Below are 22,620 nucleotides of genomic sequence, written 5' to 3' on the forward strand. Positions count from 1 at the left end.
TAATTTATGCTGGATATTAACGCCTTCGAACTATAATTGTAAATTAGAGGGAGTTTAACCGTAGACCAGTGTCCGGTAAATATCATGGATCATCTCTTTTACTGAAATAGTCGAAAATGTAAAGCGTACGCCAGATGCTTCCGAAACACGAGATTCCAGATCACCTCAAAGGCAGAATTGACGACATTATACAGTTGGTCTATGAGATAGCCAATGGTAATTTCGAATATCGGCTTCCTCGCTATGGATTCAATGACGAATTGGACGGCCTTGTCGGTGGAATCAACATGTTGGGTGAAGAGCTCAAGTCCTCCATGGTCTCCAAAAACTACCTTGAAAGCATTTACAAGGGCGTAGTAGATATTCTATTCATTCTTGACGTCAATTTTCGGATTGAAGAAGTGAATGAGATCACACTGGAGAAATTTAAATGTGACGAAAGTGCATTGCTTAAACGGCCACTAGCCGAACTACTAAACGAGAATGAACAGATACTCCTGGAAAGGGTGAGGGCTGAACTTGGCGATAAAAATATTTGCAGGATTAATGAGTTGCACTTCTCCTTTAACGGCGAACTTTCTAAGCCACACTCAGCCACCTTTTCCTACCTCCTCAATAGCCAGAATCAGCCCTCCAATATCCTGCTAATTGCCAAAGACGTCTCTGTTTTTAAAGAGGCAAGGGAACGGGCTGAGGCGTCCAATGAGGCCAAGACACGCTTTTTGGCTAACATGAGTCATGAAATAAGGACGCCCCTTAGCGCTATTTTGGGGTTTATCGACCTGATGTTTGAAACCTCCCCTACAGAGGAACAGCAAAATTTCTTAAGGCTTATTAAGGCTTCCGGTGAAGACCTCTCCAAACTGATTAATAATATTCTCGATATCAATAAGATTGAGGCAGGCAAGCTTACGCTTGAACAAATAGAATTTCAGTTTGAAGAAATAATGAAGTCAAACTTGAATCCTTATCGCTATCTGGCCAGGGAAAAAGGGATCGATTTGTCTATCACTATTGATCCTGCTATACCTAAAGTGCTTATAGGAGACCCTCAAAAGATAAACCAGGTAGTCCGAAACCTTATAAGCAATGCGGTTAAGTTTACGGTTGCTGGTAGTATAAATGTGAATTTCACCAGCTTGCCAGCCAGGCCCGGCTACGCTATTATTCAGGGAGATATTATCGATTCGGGTATCGGTATCCCCTCCAATAAGCTAAACGTTATTTTTGATAGCTTCACACAGGCTGATGACTCCACCTCACGTAACTATGGAGGATCTGGTTTGGGACTTACCATCTGCAGGTATTTACTCAACTCTATGGAAGGAGACATAAGAGTAGAAAGCCCGCCAGTAAGTTTTGGGTTCGAAAAAGGCACCGCATTCACATTTACCATGGAGCTCCAGGTGGCAGACTCACAGATTGTGAAGCCAAGAGAGGAAGTGCAAACCATGAAGCTCAAATTCAGTCGACAATATCATATACTGGTGGTGGATGACAACGATCTCAACCTGAAGCTTGCCAAACGGGTGCTGGAAAATTTGGGTGCCAAAGTGCTTGTAGCCGACGGTGGTCAGAGTGCGTTGGACCTGATCAATATCCATGACTTTGATTTGGTCTTCATAGACATTCACATGCCCGAAATGGACGGCTACGAGCTGGCAGTAAGAATCAGGAAAATGCAGTATAATATGCCGCTTATCGCACTTTCGGCAGATGCATATGAGGAAGCTGTGCTAAAGTCGCTTCAATCGGGCATGAATGCTCATGTTAAAAAACCATTTACAAAGGAGGAGATTTTCGTTGCTTCAAAGGGGTTTTTAGAGCTTTAGCGACTTATTTTTTTTGAATAATCCCCATCATTTCGATAGAGTAGTTGTCTTTGGCTTGAATAAAAGCAACCCTGGGATAAATGGTGGCGCCGAGTTTCTTTTTCTCAAAAGATGAGGAGTAACCAAAGTTTATTTTCTTAAAGCCCAACGACTGCGCTCTTACAATTGTCTGATACAGCATTTGCCTGTAGGTCTGATACTTCTGCACATAGTCGTAGTCCATGCCGATGAATGCAGGCACGTAGGTTATATTATTGTTGTTGAAACAGAACATGACCGCAATGGGGTTGTCGGTTTCATTTTGTCCCTGTTTTTCTTTTTTAAGCCTCAATACGATAAACTCCCAGTTGGGATTTTCCGACATCTGTTCGAAAGCGCCTTTGTTAAACGGAAACGTATTGACATCTAAGTTCTTGTTCCAGACGTTTTGGTACAGTTTCATAAACTGGGAAACCTCTTCTGGCGCAAGCTTTTGCTTTACTTCGATGTCAAAGTAGTCTTCGTAGGGAGCCACGTCTTGTCTGAAATGCTTCCTGGATTTGCTGGAAAGCGTTGAAATATATTCTTCTGTGTTTGCCCATGACAGATCTTCCAAAGAGCATGACTCAGGTAGGGTAGTTTTAAAAAATCCTTTCTTCAAAACATACTCTTCAATTTGCGTGTCACTTTCGTCAAAGTCTCTCAGTACGATAGAAGAAGGCTTCAGGGCCTCATCCAGCTCTTCCACTTTTTCGATAATAAGATTCATCGCATTTCGCCACCGCTCGTCCTCTTTATCAAGAAAGAGGTGAGGGCCTTCAGTAAACAGCGATCCCATAATTAGCGCAGTAGAGACCATGAAGTCGGGCTCTGTTTTTCTTTTTTCTTCAAACTCCTTTGAAATGGAAGCCGGAGCCAACATGTCTTCTTTCCAAAGAGCGAAAGTGAAAAAGGTAGCAGCTATCACTTTTTTATGTTCGTCACGAACGAGTAGATAAAAGAACCTCCAGTTATTTTCCTTCTCTGCATTATCAGTAAAGGTCTTCTCAAGAAACTGAAGCCCGGCATGATTGAAAACGCCCTCTCCTCCAAAGTACTTGTCCCAGGTTTTGGCGTCAATTTCCCTAGCAGAGCCATAGGTTTCTAATGTCAGTGTCTCTGTTTTCCTGGCTACGACTTTGTTTTCTTTTTCAATGAGCGGAAGGTCAAAAATCTTTCGTATGCTGTTCATCGAATAACGCTCTTCCTCCAATGTCTTCGGAAAGTTTTCGTTCAACGCAGACACCAACTGCTCAATGTCCTCACGATGGTTATGCCGGGAGATTGTAAACCTAATGCCAGTTTTCTTTACCGGTACAGCAGGAAAAATTCCCATGTTGCCATAGAAACCGGCATCATACATTTTGTTGACAAAATTATAGCCCACGGCAGGTGCGCCTGCTCCGATATAGAAAACCGGGCAGTCATTTCTATCTACCAGCGGTAGATTCGTCTGCGCCAACAAATCATTGCAATAGTCTATTTTGCCACGCAATTCTGCTTGCATCTCAACGATCTCAGGGCTGAGGTGAATCTTGGCAGAGGCAATGGCAGCTGCAACAGATGCCGGTTCGAGCTGAGCAGAAAAAGTGAGCGGTCCTCCAAAGTTTTTTACCTTATTGAAGTAGGGCAGGTTGGAAGAAACCAGTATGCCTCCGCTTGCGCCAAACGACTTGCTGAGTGTGCTGAAAAGGAATACATTCTCTGGCAGTTCTTTGTATTGGTTAAGCACATAACCGGTTCCGTTCTCACCTACCCAGCTCATGCCATGCACGTCGTCGAAATATAGGTATAGCTGTGGATACTTCGCACAGAGGGTCTTTAGATGCTCAATTGGTGCGGTGTCGCCAAACATGGAATAAACACCATCAGCACAGTACCATATTTTTTCCCGGCCAGGGCTTAGTACTTTAATTTTTTCCTCAAGCATATTCATATTATTATGCCTGATCATATCTACTGTCACTCCTCTGTTTTTTAGCAGCAGGGATGCATTCTGCACACTCCAATGGACATAGTGATCTAAAATTACAGCATCCTCATCTCGTACAATCGATGGAATTACTCCCATGTGGCCAAGCGTGCTATTTTTCATAACAAGCACGGGAACTTTAAACATGAGATTTAACTTTTCTTCTAGTTCCTGGTAAAGCGAATGGGAAACATAACTTTTGGATAGGGGAAATTGCGTACCGAATTTTTGAATGGCGTCGATGGCCGCATCTTTTAACCGTTGATCTTGCTCAAGTCCGAGGTATCCTGTGGTGCCGAAGTGGAAAAGATCGTTGCCATTTATTTTGATAGTTCTACCTGTAAAACTTTCATCTTCGGTGTGCAATTGTATGACGCCTCTGGATTTTGCGTCCTCTGCTATGGTATTAAGTGTATCAATTAAGTTATTATGTTTTACTTTTGCCATTCGGGTTAGTTAGATTGCCAGCTAAATTACACCAGCTAATTGTAATATTTGCATTTTAATAAGAAGAGAGGTGCAGAAATTATGTATTTTTCCTCAAGAATTTGACTATTAGTAGTTTGCGATTGATCAATGGACAAGATAGAAAATGAGTTTGCTAGCTTTTTTTTGAAAGATGGGATTCTGCATTTTATCTACAAACCCAATACTGAGTTAAATCTGGATGCAGCCAGGAAGGTGGTTGAAGATAGAAAAACTATTCAGAAGGGCAAATCATACCCCGTTTTGTGTGATATACGGGGGCTAAAAGATGTAGATAAGGTTGCCAGAGACTTTCTTGCGAAAGAGGGATCTTCTCTGGTGGACGCCGTGGCCCTTGTGGTTGACTCACCGGCATACGAGTTTATGGCTAACTTTTATCTGAAGGTTAGTAAGCCTGATGTGCCGACAAAAATGTTCAGCTCGATTGAAGAAGCACTCGAGTACATTAAAAAATTCAAGTAGGCTGGTGCAAAAAAAAAAGGAGCCCGTCTCAAGAAAGAGGGGCTCCCACTATATGATATTTCTTCTTTTAACTTAGGCCAGCACTTCCTTTACTTTGGTGGCGGCATCTTTTAGCACGATGGCTGGGAACACTTTCAGTCCTGACTCAGCAATTATTTTCGCTCCTTCTTCAGCGTTGGTGCCTTGAAGACGAACAATGATTGGTACTTTGATCTCTCCTATGTTTTTGTAGGCTTCTACCACACCTGTAGCTACTCTGTCGCAGCGTACGATACCCCCGAAAATGTTGATAAGGATAGCCTTCACGTTAGGGTCTTTTAGGATGATCCTGAAGCCGGCTTCAACAGTTTTTGCGTTGGCTCCACCCCCTACGTCAAGGAAGTTGGCAGGTTCGCCACCAGAAAGCTTGATGATGTCCATAGTAGCCATGGCCAGTCCCGCACCATTTACCATGCAACCCACGTTTCCGTCGAGCTTCACATAGTTAAGACCTGCTACGCCGGCCTCTACTTCCAAAGGATCTTCCTCCGAAATATCACGAAGCTCAGCTAGGTCTTTGTGACGGAACAAGGCGTTGTCGTCAAGGTTCACTTTGGCATCAACAGCCAGAATTTTGTTATCAGAAGTTTTCAACACAGGGTTGATCTCAAACATGGTGGAGTCACTTCCAATGAATGCATTGTAAAGAGAATGGATAAATTTCACCATTTCCTTTAGTGCGTTGCCTTCCAGCCCCAATTTGAAAGCCACTTTGCGTGCCTGGAAGGGCTGCAAACCAACAGATGGGTCTATCCACTCCTTAATGATTTTCTCAGGTGTATGCGCAGCCACTTCTTCGATGTCCATACCACCCTCAGTAGATGCCATGATAACATTGCTGGCTTTTGCCCTGTCGAGCAAAATACTCATGTAATATTCTTTCGGCTCCGATTCGCCAGGATAGTAAACGTCCTGAGCAATGAGCACTTTATTCACCTTTTTACCTTCGGGCCCAGTTTGGTGGGTTACCAATGTGCCTCCCAGTATTTTTTCAGCCTTTGGTGCTACTTCATTCAGGCTCTTGGCAAGCACTACTCCATTCGAATCGGTTTCCCTTACTTTGCCCTTTCCACGTCCGCCGGCATGGATTTGTGCTTTTACAACATACCAGCTTGTGCCTGTATCTGCATGGAGGGTTCTTGCAGCTTCCAAAGCCCGTTCAGGCGTATCGGCAACGATACCTTCCTGGATGGTAACTCCGTAGCTTTTCAGAATTCCTTTGGCTTGATATTCGTGAATGTTCATCCTCTAATTTTTTTGTGCGAATCTAAGCCATAGGGGGTGCAATTACAAGCTAAAGTTTAATGGTGAAGAGATCGGTAGTTATAAAGCCTTGAGGGAAAGGCAATCTTTCTATATTTGCAGGGCAACAATTTTTTAGATGCTAAAAGCGACAGGAATAAAGAAAAAATACGGCAACCTTGAAGTGTTAAAAGGCATAGACCTTGAAATAGCCAAAGGAGAAGTAGTTTCCATAGTGGGAGCAAGCGGCGCCGGTAAAAGCACTCTCTTGCATATACTTGGTAGTTTGGACAATCCAGACGAAGGCACGATAGAACTGTCGGGCAAGAATGTTTTTAAGTTGACATCTACTCAGCTGGCGTCTTTTCGCAATAAAGAAATTGGCTTTGTCTTCCAGTTTCACAACCTGTTGCCCGAGTTTACGGCACTGGAGAATGTTTGCATACCCGGTTACATAGGCGGCAGAAATGATGGCGAGGTAGCAAAGAGAGCTAAAGAGCTTTTGCAGCTTCTGGGCCTGGGCGCCAGGCTCGACCATAAGCCTTCGGCCCTTTCCGGAGGTGAGCAGCAAAGGACGGCGATTGCCAGAGCACTGATCAATAGCCCTTCCATTGTTTTTGGTGATGAGCCAAGCGGCAACCTCGATTCTAAAAATGCCAATGAACTCCACAACCTTTTCTTCAAGATAAGAAAGGAGCTGGGCCACACCTTTGTCATTGTTACCCACAACGAAGAATTTGCCGCTATGGCCGACCGTACGTTGGAAATTCAGGACGGCATGGTGCTTACTGATGCGGAAAAATGAGGAGATGGAAGAGATTGCCGGCAGGGGTAAAGTATATGCTGCTTGCCACACTTCTCTTTGCAATGATGAAGGTTTGCGTGAAAATGGTTCCGCAAATTCCGTCCGTCGAAATCATCCTTTTTCGATCAGTTATATCGTTCATCATTTCATTTATAGGCATTAAAGCTGCAGGTATTTCCCCCTGGGGTAATAACAGACCCATGCTTATTTTAAGAGGGGTGTGTGGTTCTTTTTCGTTGCTGCTCTATTTCCTTTTGATTCAGCAGATACCGCTCGCCACCACCTACACGCTGCTTTACCTTGCTCCCGTGTTTACCACCATTCTGGGTATTTATTTCGTCAAGGAAAAAGTGTTCTCTATGCAGTGGGTGTTTTTTGCCTTGTCAATGCTTGGCGTGCTGATGGTTACTGGTTTCGATATCAGGGTAGAGCCTATTCACTTGCTGATAGGTCTGGCGTCGTCGCTCGGTTCTGGCGTGGCATACAACGTTATTCGCAAACTAAAAACCAGTGAGCATCCACTGGTGATCATTCTATATTTTCCTTTGGTCACTATCCCCATCGCAGGCGTTTATTCCATTTTCATTTGGGAGCAGCCTGTGGGCTGGGAGTGGTTCTGGCTGATCATGGTGGGCATATTTACCCAGTTTGCACAGTATTTTATGACGAAAGCTTACCAGCAGGAGGAACTTTCAATCATCTCAAGTCTCAGCTATCTCGGCATTGTTTATGGGCTGGGCTTTGGGTTTTTGTTCGGCGAAACCTTCAATTTGCTTACCTACCTGGGTATGGCCTGCGTTATTCTTGGTGTGGTAAGTAATGTATGGTGGAAGAAGAAAGGTGAAGTTTTGAAAAGGAGAAAATCAATGGTGAAGAGTCGATGACCAAATAGTAGTATTTTTTAATTTTGTCATCAGAGCGTTCAATTTGGGCTTCAAGCGAAACACTAAATACCGATAACTATCAAATGTCAGGACATAGTAAATGGTCAACCATCAAGCGGAAGAAAGGGGCGCTTGATGCCAAGAGGGGGAAAGTTTTTACCAAACTGAATCGGGAGATTACTGTTGCCATAAAAGAGGGTGGTCCCAACCCTGAGGCGAACACAAGGCTGAAAATTGCCATTCAGAACGCTAAAGGGGCCAACATGCCTAAGGACAATATCGACAGAGCCATTAAGAAGGCTTCTGGCGATGACGCCGACAGCTATTTCGAGCTCACCTACGAAGGGTATGGACCGCATGGTATCGCTATTTATGTGGAATGCACCACAGACAACCAGAACCGCACGGTTCAAAATGTAAGGCACGCCTATACAAAGTACGGAGGAAGTTTGGGGACGAATGGCTCACTTGAGTTTCTGTTTGAAAGAAAGGGCGATTTTCAGGTGTTGAAGCCCGAAGACTTTGATGAAGACGAATTTACCCTCGAAGTAATCGATGGAGGCGCAGAAGACCTTGGAGTGGAAGAGGGGTACGTAACAGTCACCTGTGCATTCGAAGATTTTGGTAGGATGCAGAAGAAGCTCGATGAGATGAACGTTCAGGTAGAGAATGCAGAGCTACAGAGAGTGCCAGCTAACCGCCTAAGCTTGGGGGATGAGGAGTTTGTGAAGGTAATGAAACTTATCGATGCACTGGAGGACGACGACGACGTGCAGAAGGTATTCCATAACCTGGAGATTACCGAGGCGCAAATGGAATTGATTTGACCTCTTTTAATGTTACTTTCGGATAAGGATTGAGACTAAATCAGTCCTTTGTTATCTATGAAGATTACGAAAGACTTATACAGTGCATCCATGGCACTGCTTACCGACCTTTACCAGCTCACCATGGCCTATGGCTACTGGAAGTCGGGCAAGGCAGATCAGAAAGCTGTTTTTAACTTGTTCTTTAGAAACAATCCTTTTGGGGGTGGTTATACAGTTGCCTGCGGGCTGGAATACGTGGTCGATTATCTTAATAACTTCCATTTTTCGAAGCAGGATCTCAGCTACCTGGCTGAGACGACGGGTAACGACGGGCAACCGCTGTTCGAGACCGCCTTTCTTGACTATCTCGCAGATTTGAAGTTTACCTGCGACATAGAAGCGGTGCCTGAAGGAACCATTGTTTTTCCGCATGAGCCTATGGTGCGGGTGACTGGCTCTATTCTGCAATGCCAGCTGATAGAAACGCCCCTCTTGAACCTCATCAATTTTCAGACACTGGTGGCTACCAAAGCTTCCCGCATCTATCAGGCCGCAGGCGGTGATCCCGTTATGGAGTTTGGGTTGAGGAGGGCGCAAGGGATTGACGGTGCACTGGCAGCCAGCAGGTCGGCCTTTATTGGTGGCTGCACTTCTACCAGCAATGTGATGGCAGGTAAGCTCTTTGGCATTCCGGTAAGCGGCACCCATGCCCATAGCTGGGTGATGTCATTTGACAGTGAGAGGGAGGCTTTTGAAACCTATGCCGAAGCCATGCCCAACAATGCGGTATTGCTGGTTGATACCTACGACACGGAGGAGGGAATCCGGCAGGCTATCGCTGTAGGAAAGACGATGCAAGCCAAAGGACAGCAGTTGATGGGAATTAGGATAGACAGCGGTGACCTGGCCTATTTCTCGCAAATGGCGAGAGAGATGCTTGACGAAGCCGGCCTGAAGCATGTAAAAGTAGTGGCCAGCAACGATCTGGATGAAAATCTGATCCAGAGTTTGAAGCTACAGGAGGCAAAAATTGATGTCTGGGGTATCGGTACCAAACTGGTAACTGCTTATGATCAGCCGGCGCTTGGGGCGGTGTACAAGCTATCGGCTATTGAGAACAATGGCAAGTGGGAGTACAAGCTGAAGCTTTCAGAACAGACCGTGAAAATGAACAACCCCGGCATACAACAGGTGAAGCGTTTCAACGACGGGCGCCAGTATGTGGGCGATATGATCTACGATGTTGATGCCGAGCTGAAGAAAAAGAGCCTCATCATTGACCCGATGGATGCGACAAAGAGAAAAACGCTGAATGCGGAGAAGCTAAGTAGTGAAGATTTGCTGGTGCCGGTTTTCAAAAATGGTCGTTGTATCTATGCCTTGCCCGACATCAAGGACATCAAACAACGCCATATTGATCAGCTTGCTATGCTGGATAGAAGTGTGAAACGCTTTGTGAATCCTCACGTTTACCCGGTAGGGCTTGAAGAGAGCCTTCACAAAGCCAAGACAGAATTAATACTAAAACTTAGAAGATTGACAAACAATGAATAGAGAGGCCTTGATCGTTGTAGACATACAAAACGACTTTCTTCCTGGTGGCGCATTGGCAGTTAATCAAGGTGATGAAATCGTCCCATTTGTAAACGAGCTAATGGATAGCTTTGACCTTGTGGTAGCTACCCAGGACTGGCATCCGGCTAACCACGAAAGCTTTGCCGCCAACCACAAAGGGAAGAAACCCGGTGAGGTGATTGACCTGAATGGACTTCCTCAGATCATGTGGCCGGTACATTGTGTACAGGGGAGTAAAGGAGCAGAGTTTGCTTCAGCTTTGAATACCTCCAAATTCAAAAAGGTTTTTCAGAAAGGCACTGACGCCACCATCGACAGCTATAGCGGCTTGTTTGATAACGGAAAAAGGAAGTCAACTGGTCTTGGCGAATACCTGAAAGCTGAAGATGTGGAGAAAGTGACAGTGGTTGGCCTGGCCGCCGACTACTGTGTGAAATTTACCGCTTTGGATGCAAAGGAATTTGGCTTTGAGGTAGTGTTACCTGTGGCAGGCACCAGAGCCGTTAATTTACAACCTAATGATTTTGAAAAGGCCCTGGAGGAATTGGAGAGGGCAGGGGTGGAGGTGAGACGGTAAGAAGTAATCAGTAAATGGTAATCAGTAAAAAGTGACTGATTACCATTTACTATTCACTGATTACTTAACTGAAGCCATATGAAGCACCAGGTCAACTACACGGTTGCTATAGCCCCACTCATTGTCGTACCATGACACGACTTTCACGAAATTAGCGTTCAGGCTGATACCAGCGTCAGCATCGAAGATAGACGAGCGAGCGTCACCAACGAAGTCAGTACTTACTACTGCATCTTCAGTGTAGCCCATAATGCCTTTCATTGGTCCATCAGCAGCATCTTTCATCGCCTTCTTGATGTCTTCATAAGAAGCGCCTTTTTCAAGACGGCAGGTAAGGTCGACTACAGATACGTCAGGTGTAGGAACACGGAAAGACATACCGGTCAATTTACCATTCAATGATGGGATTACTTTGCCTACGGCTTTTGCAGCGCCAGTAGATGATGGGATGATGTTCTGCCCTGCACCACGTCCGCCTCTCCAGTCTTTCATAGAAGGACCGTCGACAGTTTTCTGTGTTGCAGTGGTAGCGTGTACTGTGGTCATCAAACCTTCCACGATACCAAACTTGTCGTGAAGCACTTTAGCAAGTGGAGCCAGACAGTTGGTGGTACATGAAGCGTTTGAAACGATATTGATATTGCTCTTGTATTCAGTGTGATTTACACCCATAACAAACATAGGGGTATCATCTTTAGAAGGAGCAGACATTACCACCTTCTTGGCACCTGCAGCAATGTGCTTCTCAGCAGTTTCTTTGGTAAGGAAGAGACCAGTAGATTCAACTACATACTCAGCGCTTACTTCATTCCATTTCAAATTGGCAGGATCCCTTTCTGCAGTTACCCGGATCGTTTGACCATTCACAACCAGGTTACCGCCCTTTACCGACACCTCACCCTTGAACAGGCCATGAGTAGAGTCGTACTTGAGCATATAAGCCATATAATCTGGTTCGATCAGGTCATTGATTCCTACGATTTCGATCGAGGGGTTGTTGATTGCCGCCCTAAACACCAGGCGACCTATACGACCGAAACCATTGATACCTACTTTTACTTTTGTCATTTTCAAAAAAGTTTATGGTTATTACGAGAGAGTGCAAATCTAACACCCATACCCACTAAAAACAAAGAAGTTAGCTGTTAAGGTTCAGTAGTTTTTCAATCATTTTTAGAAAATTTTTCCGCAATGCTTTGCAATTAAAATGAGGCCATATATCTTTGCACCACAATTCAGGAAAGGGGTAGCGATTCACGCATAATTCTTCTTCAATTGTCCCCAAAATGGTCCGTTCGTCTAGGGGTTAGGACGCCAGGTTTTCATCCTGGTAACAGGGGTTCGATTCCCCTACGGACTACAAAAAAAGCCGCTGAAAAGCGGCTTTTGTCGTTTAAAGACTACCTCAAATCTATTCCACAATTCGTGGGTCAAGCGGAAAATCTGGGCGCCAACTGTACTAAGCATAGATTTTAGAGAGTCTGTATAGAAAAAAGCTAACGTTCCTCACTCCTCTAAACTGACTTCTGAAGGCTTTGACCTTGGCGTTGAAAGACTCTGCTGCCGCATTGGTACTTCTGCGTTCAAGGTAGTTGAGGATAGTTAGGTAGTGCTGCTGGTTGGTTCGGGAGACAGTATTGAAGGAGACTAGCCGTCCGCTTTAAACCCAGCTTGTTCAACGTCGTTGTACCACATCGACCCTGATCTTAGAAAGAGCATCCAGGTTGTTCAAGGCAGATATTGTAGAGACTGCCCTTGACAAGCTTTTGACCTCTTTAGATCAACAGCTTCACGGCACACTTCTGATCGAAAGATGGGGGTAAATGTTTTGTGGGGGGTAGGGTTTTTCCTGGCACTCCCGTTTAGTAGTCATGTTGAAAAATTTGACGATGCATACTACTAACCAAATCATGAAACCCAGCCTAATTGAAAGATCATCAATGAAACCTTCTATCCATCACTGCTCCAGGGAAGTGGTCAGAATGGGTTTATTTCTCTTCTTTTCTCTATTGCTCATCAGTTCTAAGCTCTTTGCCCAGAACAGGGACGGTTCCATTGACCTTACCGGCGGATCAGGTCGGGGCATTTATGTCAACCACGACGGAAGTGGTAGCGGTCTTGGTGTAGAGGGCAAAGCCCTTACCGTGGAAGCCTGGGTACGCCTGACGAGTAACAGCAACGATAATTTTAACTTTTTCCGATTTAGAAACGGAGATGCCCGACTGTCTGTGGACTATAAAGGAGATGCTGAGAAGTCTGACGAGCCCTGGCGAGTTCAGATAAAAGGTGGCCCGGATGGAGAAAAAACCTGGGACCTGAATTACAATAAAAATGGCTCAACCGGACCAGATTTCCTAAATAATTGGCATCATGTGGCCTTCACCACCAATGGTGGTAGTACGGTACAAATCTATATAGACGGCACCTTGCTCCTTCAATGGACCTTGACCAGTGGTGGTGAATCGGTGGCATTATATCCAACCGATGGAGACAGAGATGGTAATTCTTTAATAGGATCAGAGGGAGTGTCCAACGGTGCGGATGGAACCATGTATGTTGGCGAGGTGAGAATTTGGAAAACGAGACTTTCCACATCAGAAATTTCCACCTATTATGATGAAGAGATCAATAGCTCCCATCCGAAATGGGGTGACCTGGTAAGATACTATCATGGAAACGAGTCCTATATTGATGCTGCTACTTCAGTCAGATATTATGAAGACGAGTCGCCGACTAACGAATACGATGCCTATGGCAACGACAGCGACATTGGGTTAAGTCTTACTTATACCCCTACTGTGAAACCGCCGTCTTTCGACAATACGGAAGTAAATCCTTCGTTCAGCGCAAGTACTTGTAATACCGATGATGGAATTGATCTTAGTTGGACTGATTTTCAATCGTCCAGTACCTACAAATCAGGAACCACTCCCTCATACGAAGTGACAAGAGTGAGCGATAACACCACTATTTATACAGGTGGAGCAAGCTCAAAAGAAGATACGGATGTCTCACCCGGTGATGCTGAGACGTATAAATTGAAAACACGCTGGTACATCAATAGCGTGGCCGTTTACTCAGATGATGAGATCACCACCAACAAAGGCAGCATGACTGAGGTGTATGCAGCACCTTCTGGTTTTAGCGCTACAACCGATAATTGCGACGTGACGATAGACCTGGATTGGGATCAACTGACCTCAAGTCCGCCCAAGTGGAAGGTTCAAAGAGCGACTAACTCCGCTTTTACCACTGGGGTGACCACCCTTACCTCCACGCTGGCCGGGTCAGTCACCAGCTTCACAGATGCCAGCCCTAATCCTGAACAAACTTATTATTACAGGGTGGTGGCTACTGGAAATGATGGCAATGGCTGTTCGGTAATCGCATCAAACTCGACAGTCGTTTCAGGGTTTAGTTCCAAACCACCAACAGCACCTACTGACCTTGCGGTCGTGGTTGACAATGTCAACAATGAACTGGACATCACTTGGACAGACCCGAGCAATAGCTACGCCAGTGGTTTCATACTTCGCAGGGAGAAGCTGGATGGAACAGATGCTGTGGATATTACATTGGCCAATACGGTCACCAGCTATTCGGATGCTGACATCTCAATATGTGAAACTTATCGGTATAAAATTGCCGCTACAAATGCATGTTCCCCAAATGGTGTTTTTTCCAACACGACCCAGACGGGTTTACTTGGATTGGATATCGATGATGTCTTGTCTTCTGTAAATGCCTCCAAAGGTTATTTCTCGAATGAGGTACTATTGGAGTGGGAAATAAACGGAAGCCTTTCGCAGGTAGATCGTTTCCGTATCGAAAGAACAGTGGCAGGAACCGACAGCTACCAACTAATAGGTGTGGTGGACAACAATCTTTTCTTCAAAGATGAGTCTGCGAGTTCAGGTGTTTTCTACAATTACCGTGTCACAGGCGAAACGACTTGTAACGATGCGATAGTGTATACGAATGAGATAGTTGATCTTGGCTTTCGTCAGCCTTTTGGTATCGCTAATGGTCATACAGAATATTCGGGAGGAAATGCTGTCGAGGACGTAGTGATCAACTTTGAGCGTACAGATGGTGCGCAGATTGGTAACAGTTTGAAATTTGATGGAGCTGGGGATTATGTGGCTATCGATAATTTTTATTACGAAGGAAGCGACTATGAAGAAATGACCTTGGAGACCTGGTTCAAAACAAGCAATAGTGATGATCAGATTATAGCTGCTTTTGATGGTAGCGATTATTGGAGGCTGGAAATCAATGGTACTTCTGCCGATGCAGGTAAAATTGGAGTTTTAATTTCTAACTCTGCTCAAATGAAGATGCAAAGTACCGTAAGGGTAGATGATGGTGAGTGGCACCATGTAGCGGTAGTATTTGATAATGGCACTTTATCAATGTATTTGGATGGTGAATTCAATGTGTCATCCGAAATAGGAATATCCACATTTGGAAGTACCAATAAGCGATATGGATTTTTGGGTATCGGTAGTGAGGCAGATGTATTTAATGGAGCTACTGGTCCAGCATATAGTTTCGACGGTAATTTGGATGAGTTTAGGTTGTGGAGTGTAGTGCGCACAGAAGATCAAATCAAGAATAACTATGACCGTCTGATCAGCAATGAGCAAGTGGGCTTGGAAGTCTATTACAGATTTGATGAGGGAGTAGGAAGTGAAGTGTACGATGTAGCTAAAACAGGTGAAAACTTCAACCAAAACGATGGCCTTTTTGTGGGTGGCACAAGTTTCTCCAGCGAAATTCCAGGTTCGGATAAATTGGGAATAAGAGCCACTACTGATCAATACGGTGATTATACCGCTGATTATATTCCTTACAAAGGATCAGGTAATGTTTTCAGAGTCACACCTGCATTTGGTCAGCATCAATTCACACCATCTTCCAAATCAATTTTCCTGGGAGATGGTTCATTTGTGCAAAACAACGTAGATTTTGAGGATATTTCATTTTTTACTGTGAGGGGTAAAGTGTCTTATAAAGATACCAATGTGCCCGTACAAGATGTGACAGTTCTCATAGATGGACAGGCGGCACTGGGCTCTGATAACAAGGTGGTGAGAACAGATGCGGAAGGCAACTATGAAATCAATGTGCCTATTGGCAACCACTACCTTTCTGTAGAAAAAGAAGGGCATACTTTTCATGAAGGATATTTCCCCCCATTAGATGCGTTGGGAAGTGTTACATTTCATGAATTCACCGAAGATCTCACAGTTACCTTCACTGATAGTACGAAGGTGAAACTTGCCGGACGGTTGGTGGGAGGCACCCGGGAAGCAGAAAAGAAACTGGGTTTTGGTTTGTCGACCAATAACGTGGGCAGTGCCACCCTGTCTTTTGATTTGCAAAATGCAGCATACGACTTACCTACAGTGACGGTAGATACAGATCCGTCTACGGGAGAGTATGAAATAGAAATGCTGCCGGAGCAGTTTACGATTGCAGATATCTCAACTACTGGTGGTTATTCTATTGCAGCTACTGATTTGCCTGTGCTGGACTTAAGAAATAGTGTGGCGGAAATCATAGAACTGGAGAATGAAGATGGCCCTGCAAGCGCCTCTTATGTTTATCACCACAAGCAAAATTTTGTCATTAGAGAGACCCCGGAAATATTGGTTTACGGACAAAATGAGGAGGTATTTGAAGGGGACACAGAGCTGGAATATTCTGACCAGGAGTCGGGTGAGGTCAAAACACTGGATCTGAGCGTATCTAATCCTTTTGATTACCCCTTCTTCAACATGGGAAAGCCCTATGAGGCCAATATATATGTAGTAGAGACCTATAGAAATCCATATCATCCTGCAGGGGGAATCATTGACTACGTTCCTGTAGTGAAGGCTGAGGTGGCGATAACAGATAATATTGGCTCTACTCCAGGCGAGGGCAATACGGGGCAAACAGATGAGAATGGACTCTTCCATTATGCTTTTTTGGCCGGAAGTCCGAATATTCAACTAAATGGCGCTGAGTCCTTCACCAAAACCTTTGAGGTGAGTGCCACTGTTGACGGATATGGTATTGCCTGGCGCTCTTCAGACCCTTTCAGGGCTTATATATTGGGTGTTAAGCCTCAGGAAGGAACAGGTTTTGTGACGTATGGTCCGGACCAGATTGATTTTGTACTTCGTGATCCTCCGGGCAGCAACAGTTACGCCTACTTAGAAAAAGGCTCCTCTTACTCCGTCTCGGAGGGTTGGGTGCTGAATGCAAGCACCAACCAGTCACTTGATAAAAATATCAACAAAGGAGTGGATGTGCAAGCCGGTGGCGGGTTGGTTGGGCCGGTAGTGAGCGTAGATACGGATGAAATCAGTGAGACCGGTATCCAGGTAAGCCGGGCCTACGATTACAATGGCCACTACACGGAGAGTTATAATTTTACAGAACGGATCGAGACAAGTGCCGACCCTGAGGATGTAGGTTCGGCAGCTGATCTTTTTATCGGACGTGCTACCAACGTATTGGTGTCAAAAACCAGTAACCTTCGTTTGGTGGATAGAAACTGGGCTGAAACATACCTGGAAGCTTCCCAGTACCTGGATATTACCGGAAGTGATGTGGTGATTGCTTTACTGGATGGATATGCTGTGGATAATAACGGTATATCGACCTATTTCATCTACTCGCAGCGTTTTATCGTGGAGGAGTTGATCCCGAATTTACTCGTATTGAGAGATGAATTGTTTGAAGGGCCGAAGTATGAATCGCACCTGCCTATGAGCAGCCCTTACTATGGGCTCAATAATGATGACAATAGCTTCAATGAGCTAAAGCACTCAATGTTGATTGCCGATCCTTATGCAGATATTTCCAATCTTAGCTATACGTTCACCCCGGAGACAGATGAAGATATCGATTCGGTTCAATTTATCAATGATCAAGTTACTTCCTGGATCAACGCACTGGCGGATAATGAAGCCGCTAAAATAAATGCCAGGTTAATTGACAATATATCAGTAGATGGAAGCGGAGGGGTATACAGTTCAGAAGTTAAACAGTCTTATAATAAGGATTTCAATTATTCGAGCGTAAGGTCAATGCGGTTGACATGGAACGCCGGTTTTGGTATACTCTCGAATGGTGCAGGTCTTCAAATCAGGAATAACTTTGATGCGACGGCAGATATAGGAAATACGGGTTCCAAAGAGATTGATCATAGCTTGACTTTTGGCTACGTGATTGATGAAAAGGATGAAGGAGACTACTATAGCATTGACGTAAAGACTGTAGATGGAGTCGGTATTTACAATAAGAGTGCATTTGGCGATTACCAGAAAACGTTCAAAGAGTTTCGGGCTGAGACCCAGGAAAAGTTGATTTTCGCCGGAGCGTATTTCGCCGGGGCTGCGGTAACAAAAGCAATTGCCAAGTACGGAGCAAAGAAGGCAGGCAGGAGTAATACATTTATTGCTACGGCTGAATTTCTCATAGATGCTGCTGGTTTTGTATATGAAGCGGTGGATCATACCAATAATGCATTGGAAGTTTTTGACAAGCAGGATGATTTGACCACCGATTTTAATGTGACAGGGTTTAAGATCTCAAGTCCGATCTTTAGCGTACGTGGTGGTGCCAGCAGATGTCCCTACGAAGGAGGTGAAGAAGCTGAATTCGTTAGTATAGACGGTGCCGTAATGAATTTGCATACAGCCACCCTGAAAAGAGAAATACCCACGATAGCTGTTTCTCCTTCCATTCAGGCCAACGTGCCCGAGGGTGAAAAAGCGGTATTTACGTTGCAGCTGGGAAACGAAAGTGAAACCAGCACCAACCTGTGGTATGAAATAAGTATCGATGAGTCGACCAATCCTGACGGGGCGATCCTCCTGATTGACGGACTGACGGCCGAGCGTCAATACCTGGTAAATGCCAATGAAATTTTGGAAAAGACATTGACAATCCAGCAAGGTGCGTCGGGTGTACTCAACTATGATAGTCTTGGAATCATCCTGCACTCTACGTGTCAATTTGATCCCACCACAAGTCAGGCGGATATAGCAGACACCGTTTATGTGAGTGCCCGATTCCTGCCTAAATGCTCTGATGTGGCAGTGGGTAATTTCAACGAAAACTGGATCGTCAACTATGCGGATGGAAATGAGATTCCTGTAAAGCTGGATGGCTACAATGTCAATCTATCCACCCTGGAAAAAATTGACTTTCAGTACAAAACGCTTTCAGGTACACCTATCACGGTAATGACTTACTACAAAGACGCTGAAACTACCGGTTATGCAGAATACGACGGGCCAAAGGATGTCATCGACGGATCGGCTGACGTGTCGTTTATCTGGGACATTAGCTCATTGAATGACGGAAAATACCAGATCAGGGCAAGGGCTCATTGTTCGGATGGTTCGGTGTTTGAATCAGATTATCTGACAGGAACGATAGATACCTCCAATCCTGTCGTGTTTGGCACACCCTCACCAGCAGATGGCGTGTTGAATGCCAGCGATGATATCCTGATCAAATTTAGCGAAGAAATAGAGGCCGGTTTCGTGAAAGACTTCAACATCAAAGTGAGAAGTGTGCTCAATGGTGCCGATGTGTCGCATGCTACTTCTGTTCAGTTTGATGGAGCTGATGATGTGGTAGCTATTGACAATGTTACGTTCAACAAAAAATCATTCACCATTGAGTTCTGGATGCAAAATGAAGTAGAGTCAGCATCATCAGAAACGACCATCATGGCCATTGGTAGCGGCAGCAACCAGGTAGCGATCACCCAGGATGGTTCTGAGATCAACTTTAAGCTGGGAAACAACACGGTGGCCATTGATCCGTCTGCGGCCTACACGATGACCAATCCGTGGAACAGCTGGCATCACTGGGCGTTTGTTTACGACCTCGACAATGAGAAAGTAAAGGTTTATGCCGATGATCAGGTATTGGCTGAGGTCTCAGCCATTGATTTCAATCCATCTTATGAAGGTGTATTGGAAATAGGAGATGGTCAGTTCGCCGGAAGAATGCACGAATTGCGCCTTTGGGAAGATGTCCGCACTTACGGGGAAACTGTAGCTAATATGTCCGTCACTTTGGTCGGAAATGAGCCAGGTCTGTATGGCTACTGGCCTTTGGATGAGGGCAACGGTACTCAGGGACTGGACCGTGCGGCCAGCAGGCATGCTACTATTGCTGCAGAGTGGTCGCTGGAGCCTGGCGGAGTGAGCTGGGAGTTTGACGGTACAAACTACCTGACCATCAACAGCACCAATATTCTGGCGGATGCTGAAACTGACTTCACCATCGAGCTATGGTTCAAAGGAAATAGCACAGGTGCTCGCCAGACTTTGTTGTCCAACGGACTAGGTGATGGCATGGATACAGAAACGAATCCTAACTCCGTGGTAGTCATTGAAGCACAGGCAGACGGCACCCTACATGTGTTGAGCAATGGGTATGATTTTCAGGGAACTGACACCGACTATATGGATGGTGACTGGCATCACCTGGCTTTTGTAGTGGATAGGAGTGCCAATGCCAGAATGTACATAGATGGTGAACGACAAAATCAGGTGAATGCAAGCAATATCGATCAGTTTTATGGAGCTGAAGTTACATTGGGAGCTCGGGTAGAACGCATCGATCCAGCCACAAACAGTTACGACAATTACTTATCGGGAGCGGTTGATGAAGTGCGTTTCTGGAATACCGCCAGATCGGCCACGCTCATCAACCAGTACATGCACACCAAAATCGAGCGTGATGAACCAGGTTTGGTTTCTTATCATCCGTTTGAGACTTATGAAGTGCTTTTAGGGGCCTATTTAATGGAAAACACGCTGGCTGATCAGGTAGAAAATGATGATTTAAGCGATGTGTCGGATGCGGTTTCCAGCGATGTGTCGGATCATTTTTCGGATCAGAAACCAGCGATCAGAGATATCCGGGGCATGCAGGATCTTTTATTTGATTTTGCAGTCAACGACGATGAAATCATCATCATCCCAAATGTGGATGCAGGCAGGATAGAAGGTCAGGTAATGGAAATTACCATACTTTCTGTGCAGGATATGAATGGAAACAAGTTGCTGTCTCCGGTAACCTGGACAGCTTATGTGCAGCAGAATCAAATCAAATGGGATGATGATGCGCTTGAGCTGATCAAGGCAGTAGATGAGTCCATGAGCTTCACCGCTTCATTTACCAATAAGGGCGGTACGTCTCAGGGATATTCGTTGGAAAACATTCCGGCATGGTTGTCTGCCAGTCAAACAAGTGGGTTTGTAGACCCGCTGGAGACAGTAGTGATCACCTTTGATGTGAATGATGCGCTGAACGTCGGTAGCTATGCGCACGGCATCTACCTGTCTACAGATGAAGGATTCAATGACCGATTGGCTATTGACTTGAGAGTATCTGGCGATGAGCCGGACTGGGAAGTAGATGAGAGCCAGTTCGAATACTCCATGAACGTGTTTGGGCGTCTGATTATCGATGGCGTGGTCTCTACTGATCAGTATGATATGGTGGCCGCTTTCGTTGGCGATGAGGTAAGAGGAGTTGCCATACCTACATACGTTTCTGGTGTGGATGACTATCAGGTCTTCCTGACTATTTACAGCAATGAAGTCAATAATGAAGCTATAGAACTGAGAGTATACGATGCAAGTACGGGCTATACACACGAGAACGTGACTCCGGAGATTACCTTCACAGCAAATACCATTATGGGAAGCGTGGTATCACCAGTGGACATTGAGGCGGATGAGCGTATTTCCAGGGAGTATGCGCTCAAAGCAGGCTGGACCTGGATCTCTTTCAACCTGGACGATGAGAATCTAGCCTCAGTTGGTAGCTTGTTCGGAGATATTGGCTCCGATGGGGATATTGTGAAAAATCAATCGACGTTCGACGAATATAGTTCGGGGGCATGGTTTGGTACACTGAGCAGCTCAGGCGGATTCGCCGCAGGAGATATGTACAAGGTGAAACTGGCAGAATCAGCAACGCTGAAAGTAATAGGTCAGCCATTTGATGTAGCCAGCAATCCCATAGCGATCAGCTCCGGCTGGAACTTCATCGGATTTGTGCCACAAGAGAAGATGACCCTTGCCGAAGCACTGGTAAGTATCAGCCCTGAGGTAGGAGATGTGATCAAGTCGTCCACTTCCTTCGCAATGTATTCAGGTTCATCTTTAGGTTGGGTTGGTTCGTTGACCAACCTGCAACCAGGCAGAGGGTACATGCTTAATGCAACCAGCGATGGCACATTGACCTACCCTGAGCGTGCATCCCTGAGTAGTGGAGCTCGTAGTGCGAATGAAAGGCCTTACGACAACTATTTCACCGTACAGGGCAATGAAGGCGGGCACACCATGTCCATTGTTGCCAGAGTGGAAAGCTTCGATTTTACCACAGCCCTGGAAGAGTATCTACTGGTTGCCTATCGAAACAATGAAGTGATCGGGTATGCCCCGGCTACCTCGGTGGATGATCAGTCATTGTTCTTCTTGTCAGCAACAGCGGAAGAAGCGGATGAGCTCTCCTTTAAGCTTTACCACATGGAGGAGGATGCTTATTTTGAGCTAAATGGTGCGGTGATGTATGCCGCTAATAAGGTTCTTGGGTCTGTTTTCGAACCGGTGGTTCTCGATGGAAATGGGGTATTGGAAGTAGCTGATGCAGATCATATTTCGGTTTATCCAAATCCATTCGACTCCTATTTGGATATTCGAATCCAGTCAGATGTGTCTCATATCGATATTTCACTGGTTGACTTATCAGGTAAAGTGATCTTCAGCAAACAGTTGGAAAATGTGGGTTCCGTCATTCGACTGGAAGATGAATTGAAGGGGTTGGCCCACGGCGTTTATCAGCTAATCACTGTCGAAGGTTCGGAGAAAAGAGTATTCAAGCTCATCAAATAAT

12 protein-coding genes and 1 tRNA gene are annotated in these 22,620 nt (G+C 45.3%); 9 read left to right on the top strand and 4 right to left on the bottom strand.

The window, feature by feature from the left end; all coding sequences use genetic code 11:
* Positions 1–134: 134 nt before the first annotated feature.
* Positions 135–1,832 carry a response regulator gene (locus tag RIG68_RS20050; protein ID WP_350126325.1) on the top strand — a complete coding sequence of 566 codons (1,698 nt, stop codon included), beginning with the start codon at positions 135–137 and terminating at the stop codon, positions 1,830–1,832.
* Positions 1,833–1,836: 4 nt separating this feature from the next.
* Here the strand turns inward: RIG68_RS20050 and RIG68_RS20055 are convergent, their stop codons facing one another.
* A complete protein-coding gene (locus tag RIG68_RS20055; RefSeq protein WP_350126328.1) occupies positions 1,837–4,269 on the bottom strand; it encodes an aminotransferase class I/II-fold pyridoxal phosphate-dependent enzyme in 2,433 nt (810 codons plus the stop codon).
* A gap of 129 nt (positions 4,270–4,398) precedes the next feature.
* Between RIG68_RS20055 and RIG68_RS20060 the strand changes: the two genes are divergently transcribed.
* Positions 4,399–4,770, top strand: a complete 372-nt coding sequence (locus RIG68_RS20060; protein WP_350126331.1) for a DUF7793 family protein — start codon at positions 4,399–4,401, stop codon at positions 4,768–4,770.
* 72 nt (positions 4,771–4,842) lie between these two features.
* Here the strand turns inward: RIG68_RS20060 and sucC are convergent, their stop codons facing one another.
* Positions 4,843–6,054, bottom strand: a complete 1,212-nt coding sequence (gene sucC / locus RIG68_RS20065; RefSeq protein WP_350126334.1) for an ADP-forming succinate--CoA ligase subunit beta — start codon at positions 6,052–6,054, stop codon at positions 4,843–4,845.
* Between the two features lie 136 nt (positions 6,055–6,190).
* On the opposite strand from sucC, the gene RIG68_RS20070 reads away from it, so the two are divergent.
* The 5 genes from RIG68_RS20070 (at position 6,191) to pncA (ending at position 10,701) form a co-directional block, all read left to right on the top strand.
* Entirely contained in the window at positions 6,191–6,856 is a 666-nt protein-coding gene (locus tag RIG68_RS20070; RefSeq protein ID WP_350126337.1) for an ABC transporter ATP-binding protein, read from the top strand.
* Positions 6,853–7,740, top strand: a complete 888-nt coding sequence (locus RIG68_RS20075; protein ID WP_350126340.1) for a DMT family transporter — start codon at positions 6,853–6,855, stop codon at positions 7,738–7,740. The genes RIG68_RS20070 and RIG68_RS20075 overlap by 4 nt, the downstream gene beginning before the upstream one ends.
* An 83-nt stretch (positions 7,741–7,823) precedes the next feature.
* Positions 7,824–8,567 (top strand): YebC/PmpR family DNA-binding transcriptional regulator, encoded by a 744-nt coding sequence (locus RIG68_RS20080; protein WP_350126343.1) that lies wholly within the window; start codon positions 7,824–7,826, stop codon positions 8,565–8,567.
* 57 nt (positions 8,568–8,624) lie between these two features.
* Entirely contained in the window at positions 8,625–10,103 is a 1,479-nt protein-coding gene (locus tag RIG68_RS20085; protein ID WP_350126345.1) for a nicotinate phosphoribosyltransferase, read from the top strand.
* Complete coding sequence (gene pncA / locus RIG68_RS20090) at positions 10,096–10,701, top strand: bifunctional nicotinamidase/pyrazinamidase (protein ID WP_350126348.1); 606 nt, start codon at positions 10,096–10,098, stop codon at positions 10,699–10,701. Before RIG68_RS20085 ends, pncA begins: the two co-directional genes overlap by 8 nt.
* A 60-nt stretch (positions 10,702–10,761) precedes the next feature.
* On the opposite strand, the gene gap is transcribed toward pncA, so the two are convergent.
* Positions 10,762–11,769, bottom strand: coding sequence for a type I glyceraldehyde-3-phosphate dehydrogenase (gene gap, locus RIG68_RS20095; RefSeq protein ID WP_350126350.1), 1,008 nt, complete (start codon positions 11,767–11,769; stop codon positions 10,762–10,764).
* Between the two features lie 220 nt (positions 11,770–11,989).
* On the opposite strand from gap, the gene RIG68_RS20100 reads away from it, so the two are divergent.
* Positions 11,990–12,061, top strand: a tRNA-Glu gene (locus tag RIG68_RS20100).
* A gap of 99 nt (positions 12,062–12,160) precedes the next feature.
* Here the strand turns inward: RIG68_RS20100 and RIG68_RS28905 are convergent.
* Positions 12,161–12,301, bottom strand: coding sequence for a transposase (locus tag RIG68_RS28905; protein ID WP_502880675.1), 141 nt, complete (start codon positions 12,299–12,301; stop codon positions 12,161–12,163).
* Between the two features lie 310 nt (positions 12,302–12,611).
* Between RIG68_RS28905 and RIG68_RS20110 the strand changes: the two genes are divergently transcribed.
* Positions 12,612–22,619 carry a LamG-like jellyroll fold domain-containing protein gene (locus RIG68_RS20110; RefSeq protein WP_350126353.1) on the top strand — a complete coding sequence of 3,336 codons (10,008 nt, stop codon included), beginning with the start codon at positions 12,612–12,614 and terminating at the stop codon, positions 22,617–22,619.
* Position 22,620 lies beyond the last annotated feature (1 nt).

The organism is Imperialibacter sp. (genome assembly GCF_040222385.1).
In the GTDB taxonomy this organism is placed as follows: Bacteria; Bacteroidota; Bacteroidia; order Cytophagales; family Cyclobacteriaceae; genus Imperialibacter.